General features: G+C 70.5%; 11 protein-coding genes. 2 read left to right on the top strand and 9 right to left on the bottom strand.

The genetic code is table 11. The features are described from left to right. The 4 genes from agmC to D7W79_RS34755 all read right to left on the bottom strand — a co-directional run. Positions 1-1054 (bottom strand): adventurous gliding motility protein AgmC (gene agmC, locus D7W79_RS34770; RefSeq protein WP_439099262.1); only part of this gene is annotated, 1054 nt, incomplete at its 3' end. Between the two features lie 51 nt (positions 1055-1105). Next, positions 1106-1606, bottom strand: a complete 501-nt coding sequence (locus D7W79_RS34765; RefSeq protein ID WP_120529624.1) for a hypothetical protein — start codon at positions 1604-1606, stop codon at positions 1106-1108. Positions 1607-1621: 15 nt separating this feature from the next. Next, complete coding sequence (locus D7W79_RS45940) at positions 1622-1753, bottom strand: hypothetical protein (RefSeq protein WP_272491495.1); 132 nt, start codon at positions 1751-1753, stop codon at positions 1622-1624. 3 nt (positions 1754-1756) lie between these two features. Beyond that, positions 1757-2536 (bottom strand): class I SAM-dependent methyltransferase, encoded by a 780-nt coding sequence (locus tag D7W79_RS34755; RefSeq protein WP_120529623.1) that lies wholly within the window; start codon positions 2534-2536, stop codon positions 1757-1759. Between the two features lie 101 nt (positions 2537-2637). Between D7W79_RS34755 and D7W79_RS34750 the strand changes: the two genes are divergently transcribed. Continuing rightward, a complete protein-coding gene (locus D7W79_RS34750; RefSeq protein ID WP_120529622.1) occupies positions 2638-4017 on the top strand; it encodes a citrate synthase in 1380 nt (459 codons plus the stop codon). A 95-nt stretch (positions 4018-4112) separates the two neighbouring features. Next, positions 4113-4400, top strand: coding sequence for a hypothetical protein (locus D7W79_RS34745; RefSeq protein ID WP_171438940.1), 288 nt, complete (start codon positions 4113-4115; stop codon positions 4398-4400). 75 nt (positions 4401-4475) lie between these two features. Here D7W79_RS34745 and ychF read toward each other — a convergent pair whose 3' ends face one another. The 5 genes from ychF to D7W79_RS34720 form a co-directional block, all read right to left on the bottom strand. Continuing rightward, positions 4476-5585 carry a redox-regulated ATPase YchF gene (ychF, locus tag D7W79_RS34740; RefSeq protein ID WP_120529620.1) on the bottom strand — a complete coding sequence of 370 codons (1110 nt, stop codon included), beginning with the start codon at positions 5583-5585 and terminating at the stop codon, positions 4476-4478. A 45-nt stretch (positions 5586-5630) separates the two neighbouring features. Beyond that, a complete protein-coding gene (gene atpF, locus D7W79_RS34735; protein WP_120529619.1) occupies positions 5631-6179 on the bottom strand; it encodes a F0F1 ATP synthase subunit B in 549 nt (182 codons plus the stop codon). Between the two features lie 143 nt (positions 6180-6322). Then, entirely contained in the window at positions 6323-6553 is a 231-nt protein-coding gene (locus tag D7W79_RS34730) for an ATP synthase F0 subunit C (protein WP_120529618.1), read from the bottom strand. A 143-nt stretch (positions 6554-6696) separates the two neighbouring features. After that, on the bottom strand, positions 6697-7776 hold the full coding sequence (gene atpB / locus D7W79_RS34725; RefSeq protein ID WP_120529617.1) for a F0F1 ATP synthase subunit A: 1080 nt from the start codon (positions 7774-7776) through the stop codon (positions 6697-6699). Continuing rightward, on the bottom strand, positions 7776-8102 hold the full coding sequence (locus tag D7W79_RS34720; RefSeq protein ID WP_167497776.1) for a hypothetical protein: 327 nt from the start codon (positions 8100-8102) through the stop codon (positions 7776-7778). The genes atpB and D7W79_RS34720 overlap by 1 nt, the downstream gene beginning before the upstream one ends. Positions 8103-8119: the final 17 nt, after the last annotated feature.

Genomic DNA, 8119 nt, shown 5'->3' with positions numbered 1-8119 from the left:
CGCCGCCCCCGCCCCCACCGCCATTGCCCGACGAGGCCACCGCCGACGTGCCGGAGGCGCTGTAGACGCCCTCGCCGTCGAACGCGGTGGCACGGATGAACACCACGCCGCTGCCCTTCGAGCCGCTGGAGCCGGCCGTGTCGTAGCCATGGCCCGCGCCGCCGCCACCACCGAACGTAAAGCGCTCGAACACGGAGTAGTTCAGCGCCGCGCCGCCCTGGCCTCCCTCGTCGCGCTGCCCGTCCGCCGTCGCCGTGCGCCCGCCAACGCCTCCGACGCCGGCGTGACCGCCACCACCACCGCCGGAAGCGGAGCAATTGGCGCCACCGCCGCCGTTGGCCAGGTTGCCGCGCCCGCTGGGGATGCCCGTCTTGGAGGCCATGCCCGCCACGCCCTCGCCGCGCGAGGAGCCGCCCTTGGCATGCTCCAGCTCCAGCCCGGTGCACCCCGTCATCTCGTTGGGGCTGACCTGGAAGATGCCTCCCAGAAAGCCCAGGCCTTCCGCGCTGATGCGGCCGTCGTTGATCACCTTGCCCGTCACCAGCATCGCGAGGATGCCGCCGGACTTGCCGTTCCACGCCGACGCGGTGAGCCGCGCGCCCGGCTGGATGACGACGTCGGTGAACTCGGCCACGCGCACCACCTGCGTCCGGCTCGCGGTGTAGGCGTAGCGAAGTGGCGCGGTCAGCACGAGCGTGGCGGGCGTGGTGGTCGTCACCGTCTCCACCCGCGCCAGCTCCCAGCGCCCCAGCGTGACCGACCCCGACAGCGACACGCCCTTCGGGTTGCCCACGTCAGGCGTGGGCGACAGGCCCGTGCTCTCGTGGATCATCACCAGGTCGCCGGCGGAGACGACGGGGCTGGACACCACCAGCTCCTGGTCCCCCGCCACGACGTTCTTTTCCAGAGGGGATTCCACGGACAGGAAGAGGGTCCCCCCGGCGAGGACGGTCAGCGTCCCATCGCGGCCGGTGCCCAGCCCAAACGAATCCGGCTCCGCGCGAGCCACCTGCGCCAGGAGCAATCCAACGATGAGAGCCAGCGTGATGCGCATGCCCCCATGGTGCCCCACCGGCCGGCCGGGGTCGAGGGAGGCCCGGCCGCATCAGCGCGAGGGAACCAGGTCCTGGAGCCCCCGCGCGTTGACGGGCGCGAAGAAGGGCTGCCGCAAGAGCCGGCCCAGGGCACGGCGCTCCACGCACAGGAGCTGGAGCGAGTCCTCCCACTCCCCCAGCACCGCCACCGCGCGCACGTCGGCCGCGTCGCGGTACAGGTCGTTGAGGTTGTGCACGAGCGCGGGCACGTCCTCCACCTCCCAGCGCTCCGTGACGTCACCCGCCGCGACGTGCAGCTCCAGGGCGGGGCGCTCGCGCACGTCCACGACCTTGAGCTTCCGGGCCGCGCCGCCCATGGCCGCAGTGAGCGGCCCCACCAGCTCATCCGGCCGGACGCCGTACCCCACGGTGAGCCCGCCCACGAGCAGACCCGCCTCGCACAGCCGCAGCAGCGACACGTGGGGAGGCTCGCCCTTGGGCAGCAGCCCGGAAGCGGCGGCGGAATCCTTGAGCAGCCGCTCGCGGTCGAGCGCATCCAGCAGGGAGGCCATGGGCCGCGCACCCTATCAGGGCTCCTCGCCCTCCCAGTAATCCACCTCCGCGGCCAAAGGCAGATACGCATGCAGCGTGCGCGACGCCTTGTCGCCCCCGGGCGCCGCCCCCGCGAAGACGCCCACCTTCTTCGAGTCCGGATACACGATTCACGGCCGCTCCGCGACGAGCGCGAACACGCGGTGCGGAACGGACATCGGCTCCTGGGGGAAGCGCGCGGCGAGGATCGCGCCCAGCTTGGCGTCGAAGCGGGCGACCTCCTCGGGCGGGAGCATGGCGCCGACGCGGGCGTTGGCGCGCATCCGTCCGCGCCACGCCTCGTGGGTGTAGGGCGTGAGCGTGTCGAAGGTGAACGACGTCAGGTGCTGGAAGCCGGCCACGCCCACGTCGCGGAACCACTGCGGGTAGATGCCCAGGCCCTGGCTGAAGCGCTCCACGTCCAGTTGGACACGCGGGCTGAACTCCTCCACCAGCGCCTCGGTGGCCTCCAGCAGGTTGCCGGGCAGGGCCGTCCAGTCGAAGTGGCAGAGGATCAGCTTCCCGCCGGGCTTGAGCAGGCGGAAGACCTCGCGCGCGGCGGCGGCGCGGTCGAACCAGTGCCAGCACTGGCCCGCGAACACGCGGTCGAAGGACCCGGACGGCAGGCCCGTGTTCTCCGCGGGCGCCTCGCGCAAGTCGAGGGTGAGCCCCTCGTCGCGGGCGAGCCGGGCGGCGGCCTCCAGCTGGGGCGCGGAGACATCCAGCGCGGTGACGTGGCAGCCGCGCCGGGCCAGGTTGCGCGCGACGGTGCCGGTGCCCGTGCCCAGGTCGAGCACGCGCAGTCCGGACGTGAGCACGCCGTCCTGTTCGAGCCGTGTGTAGAAGGCGTCCGGGAAGCCCGCCCGGTGCTTCGCGTAGTCCGACGACGTCCGTCCGAAGTCCACGTTCATGGTCGCTCTCCTTCGCTGGGTGTGGCCTCGGCCATGGGCGGTTCAACTCGACAGGAAGGTCCAGTCGAGTCGAGACTCCGCACCCGGGAGGCACGTGAAATATGGTGCGTCGTGCAGGGGGACGTTCTCAATCTCGATTCGACCATCCAGTTGAGGAGGAGCTGCTGCGCGCGGAGGAGGCAGCCGACCTCCTGGGCGTGAAGCGGGCGACGCTGTACACGTACGTGAGCCGGGGGCTCGTGCGGTGCGTACCGGAGAAGGGCACGAAGGAGAACCGCTACCTGCGCTCGGACGTGGAGCGGTTGAAGACGCGCCACGACGCCCGCGCGGGCCACGCGGCGGTGGCGTCCGGAGCGCTGCGCTGGGGTGAGCCCGTCATCGACTCATCGGTGTCGCGCATCAGTGAAGCTGGACTGGAGTACCGGGGCCACGACGCGGTGGAGCTGGCCGCGCGAGGCCACCGCTTCGAGGAGGTCGCGGAGCTGCTGTGGACCGGCCACCTGCCATCCGGGTCCACGTCCTGGCCCGCGCCGGAAACACCGTGGGACACCGCGGGGCACGCGGCGCCACCGGCGCGAGGCAGGAGGTCGTTGGCCTCCGAGCGCGGCCTCTCATCGCCAGCAGGCGCGCCCTCCGTGTCCCCCGCCTCGCTGGCCGCGATGCTGCCGCGCGACACCCCTCCCCTCTCCGCGCTCGCCGCGCTGGTGCCCCTGCTCGCGGCGGGCGACGCGGGCCGCTTCTCCGCGCCCCCGGAACAGGACATGGCCCGCGCGCGCGGGCTCATCCGCCACCTGGGCGCGTGGGTCTGCGTGGCCCGGGCGCCCGGCCGCGTGTCGCGGGCGTTGAAGGAACCCACGATGGCCGCGTCGCTGGCCACGGCCTGGGACGCGAAGCCGAAGCGGACCGCGGAGCTGATCAACCTGGCGCTCGTGCTCTGCGCGGACCACGAGCTGAACACCTCCACCTTCGCGGCCCGCGTGACGGCCTCCTCCGGCGCGGACCTGTACGCGTGCATCAGCGCGGCGCTCGCGGCCATCTCCGGCCACCGTCACGGCGGCGCCTGTGACCGCGTGGAGGCCCTCATCGCGGAGGTCGGCCGTCCGGAACGCGCCGCGCAGGTCATCCACGGCCGACTGCGCCGGGGCGAGGCCGTGACGGGCTTCGGCCACCGCCTCTACGCCAAGGGCGACCCGCGAGTGCCGCCGCTCATCGACGCCGCCTTGAGCGTGAAGCCCGAGTCCCTGAAGGTCCGCGTGGCCCGCGCCGTCATGGACACCATGCGCGACGCCGGCCATCCGCCCCCGTCGCTGGACTGGGGCCTGGTGATGCTCGCGGACGCGCTGGGCCTGCCGTCCGGCGCAGCCATCGTGCTGTTCAGCCTGGGCCGCACCGCGGGCTGGGTCGCGCACGTCCTGGAGCAGCGTGAACAGGGCCACCTGCTCCGCCCCCGCGCCCGCTACGTGGAGCCCCCGCCCCGGTAGCACCGTGAAACAAACCGCGCGGCTGTCACATGGCGTGCACGCCGCGCGGGTTTCCGTTTGGCGCCCCGGGGCCCCGTGCACACACTGCCAGCCCCGTGAGCACCTCCCGTCCGACCCTGCCCTATCCCGCCCTGATGTTGCTGGGCAACGTGGCCTTCATCGCCTCGTGGATCGTCATCCTCAAGCGCCCGGAAGGCTGGCAGGTCGTGGGCCCCGTGCTCCTCGCCCTCTTCCTGGCGCTGCGCGTGGGCGGCGTGTGGAGGTACGCCCTGGGCAACCCGGACCCCGCGGGCCGCGTGAAGCGCTCCGCCATCCTCTCCACCGTGCTGGCCGTGCTTGCCGTGGGCCTCTGGGGCTACACGTGGCTGAGCGGCCCCCGCTAGAAACGAAACGGGCGCCCCTTCCGTGAGTGGAAGGCAGCGCCCGTCGTCACTTCGGACAGCGGAAGAAGCCCCGCGTCAGACGTTGAAGCGGAAGTGCATGCAGTCGCCGTCCTGCACGACGTACTCCTTGCCTTCCACGCGCAAGAGGCCCTTCTCCTTCACCGCGGCCTCGCTGCCCAGCTTCACCAGGTCCGTCCACCCGAAGACTTCCGCCTTGATGAAGCCGCGCTCGAAGTCGGAGTGGATGACGCCCGCCGCCTGCGGCGCCTTGAAGCCCTTGTGGATGGTCCACGCGCGGCACTCCTGCTCGCCCACCGTGAAGTAGGTCCACAGGCCCAGCAGCTTGTAGCCCTCGCGCACGACCTTGTTCAGGCCGGGCTCCGTCAGGCCGGAGTCCGCCAGGAAGCCGGGACGGTCGGACTCGGGGAGCTGCTGGATCTCCGACTCCAGCGCCGCCGCCAGCACCACCACGCCCGCGCCCTCCTTGGCGGCCATCTCGCGCACCGCCTGCACGCGCGGGTCGCTGTCCTCCTTGCCAATCTGCTTCTCGCTGATGTTCGCCACGTACAGCACGGGCTTGTCCGTCAGCAGGAACAGGTCCTGGATGGCCGCCTTCTCGTCGTCGGTGAGCTTCTGCGCGCGCACCGTGATGCCTTCATCCAGCTTGGCCTTGATGCGCTCCAGGAGCGCGACCTCGGCCTTGGCCTCTTCGCCGGCCTTGCCGCCCACCTTGGTGTTCTTCAGCGAGCGCTCGCGGCGCTTCTCCACGGTCTCCAGGTCCTTGAGGCACAGCTCCGTGTCGACCACGTCCCGGTCCCGCACCGGGTTCACGCCTCCCTCGACGTGGGTGACGTTGTCGTCCTCGAAGCAGCGCAGCACGTGGAGCACCGCGTTCACCTGCCGGATGTTCCCCAGGAACTGGTTGCCCAGGCCCTCGCCCTTGGACGCGCCGCGCACCAGGCCGGCGATGTCCACGAACTCCAGCGACGTGGGGATCTTCTTCAGCGGCTTGATGAGCGCCGACAGCTGATCCAGGCGGTCGTCCGGCACCGGCACCACGCCCACGTTCGGCTCGATGGTGCAGAACGGATAGTTCGCGGCCTGCGCGCCCGCGGCGGACAGGGCGTTGAACAGGGTGGACTTGCCCACGTTGGGCAGACCGACGATGCCGATGGAGAGAGCCATGATGGATTCCTGGAACAGGCGAGCGCGGCGGAAGACTCCCGGCCGTTAGGCCGAGCGGCGGGTCGCCGTGGCGCTGGTGGCGCCGGGCAGGCCCTGCACGAACTGCTCGGCCAGCGCGCGGTGCTTGGCGTCGTCCATGCGCTCGTTCATCAGCTTGCCGGCCACTTCCATGGCCAGGTCCACGGCCATGGAGCGGACCTCCGCGATGGCCTTGGCCTTCTGGTCTTCAATCTCACGGCGGGCGGACAGCTTCAGTTCCTCCGCCTCCTTGCGGCTCTTGGCCATCAGCTCGTCGCGGAACTTCTCCATGTCCGCCTGCACGCGGCGGGTGGTCTCCGCGGCCTCGCGGCGGGCCTCGGCGATGGCCGTCTTCTGGTCGGCCAGTAGCTTCTCCGCCTCGGCGCGCTCACGCTTGGCGCTCTCGATGGCGTTGGAGATCTGCTTCTCGCGCTCTTCCACGAGCGACAGGATGGGGCCCCACGCCTTCGCCCGCAGCACCAGCAGGACGATGACGAAGGTGACGATGGTCCAGAAGATGAGGCCCGGACGGACCTCCACGAAGCTGCTGGCGGCGAGGACTGAGGGCAGGAACATGGCGGGTCCCGGTGAAGCGAAAAGACAGAGGGAGGATGCGGGAGACTTCAGGTGAGACAGGGACAGCGTGCTGCGGTGAAGCCGGAACGCCGGCGCCCCTTCTTCCCGAAGAGGACGCCGGCTCCCGTTGCGACCTGCCGGCCTTAAGCCTTGATGGCGAGCAGGATGCAGACGACCAGCGCGAACAGCGTGGCGCCTTCGATGAGGGCCGCGGCGATGATCATCGTGGTGCGGATGTCGCCACCGGCGGCCGGCTGACGGCCCGTGGCGTCCATGGCGGCGGCGGCCAGCTTACCGATGCCGAGGGCGGCACCGATGATGGAGAGGCCGGCGCCGATACCGGCGGCGAGGAAGGCAAGAGCGAGGTTGGTCATGGGAGCACGTCTTCTTTCGTGATGCGGGACCCGCTTGTGGGGGGGTCGTGGGGGCCCTTTAGGACTACCTCCGGCGGCCTTTCGAACCGCCGGGTCTTCAACCGGGGCGCGCCGTCGTTGCCGACAGGCGCCCCGTCAACTTGTCAGCCCAGGTGGTGGGCCTTGCCGTGGTCGTGGCTCTCGCCACCCTCGTGGTGGTGGTCATCGTGGTGGCCCATGGCCACGCTCATCCCGATGAACAGCGCCGACAGCATGGTGAACACGTACGCCTGCACGAAGGCCACGAACAGCTCCAGCAGGTAGATGCCGAAGGCGAACGGCACGCTCACCAGGGCCACCGCGGGGTTGCGGAGCATGAAGATGAGGCCCAGCAGGAAGAAGATGACGATGTGGCCCGCCAGCATGTTGGCGAAGAGTCGGATGGTGAGCGCGAAGGGCTTGGTGAACAGGCCCAGGAACTCCACCGGAATCATGATGGGCCACAGCCAGGGGGCCACGCCGCCCGTCAGGTGCTTGAGGTAGCCACCGATGCCCGCCGCGCGGATGCCCGCCGCCTGCGTGACGAAGAAGGTGCACAGCGCCAGGCCGCAGGTGATGGCGATGTTGCCCGTGGCCGTCGCCATCCAGGGGAACAGGCCCAGCAGGTTCATGAAGAGGATGAAGAAGAACGCGGTGAGCAGGTAGGGCACGTAGCGGGGACCCTCCTCCTTGCCGATGTTCTTGATGGCCAGCTCGTCGCGCACGAAGAGGACCAGCATCTCGAAGAGGTTCGCCCCGGCGCCGCGCGGCACGAGCTTCGTCTTGTCGCGGTTGCTCCAGATCATGAGCGCGCCGATGAGCAGCAGCGCCGCCAGCCACATCATCACCGTGTGCTTGGTGATGGAGAGGTCCAGGCAGCCCTGGCCCAGGCTCGGGTACACCTCACCGTGGCCACCGTGCGTGTCCGCCACCGGCGTGCAGGCACCCTCGTGGAACGGGATGAGGATCCGCGGCAGGTGGATGGGGATGTGGTTGCGGCTGAGGGGGACCTCGAACTCGTACTCATTCGAGTCCGACACGTGGTGGAGGATGTAGCCGGCGACGTCATCGCCCTCGGCGTCCTGGTCCTCGTTCGCCACGCCGTGCACGCCCTGGGGGGTGGCCCCATGCTCCTCGCCATGCTGCTCGGAGGCCCACACGGTGCCCGCGAACAGACAGGCGAACAGCACCATTGCCTTGCGCATCACTCGTCTCCGCCCGCCGCGTCTTTCGACGCGGCCATCACGTAGCTGACTTCGATCCACTGCAGCGCGAAGTAGACGCCGAAGAAGCCGCCCACGAACCCGATCGCGCTCAAACCCCGGGACACCACCCACGCCAACCCAAGCCCGACGCCCACGCCCCTGAGGGCGAAGACCACACCGACCACCTTCAACGCCGCCTTCAAATCCGCTTGCAGCGCCGCGCGCCGCTTCAGCACCAGCGCCACCACGCCCGTCACCGCCGCCACCCCGACGCCCAGGAGCGCCGCGACCCGGTCCTCCGCGGCCTTGGGCAGCGCCGCCGCCACCACCGCTGTCCCTTATA

The organism is Corallococcus exercitus, assembly GCF_003611585.1.
In the GTDB taxonomy this organism is placed as follows: Bacteria; Myxococcota; Myxococcia; order Myxococcales; family Myxococcaceae; genus Corallococcus; species Corallococcus exercitus.
This window is presented reverse-complemented; position numbering and strand designations above follow the sequence as displayed.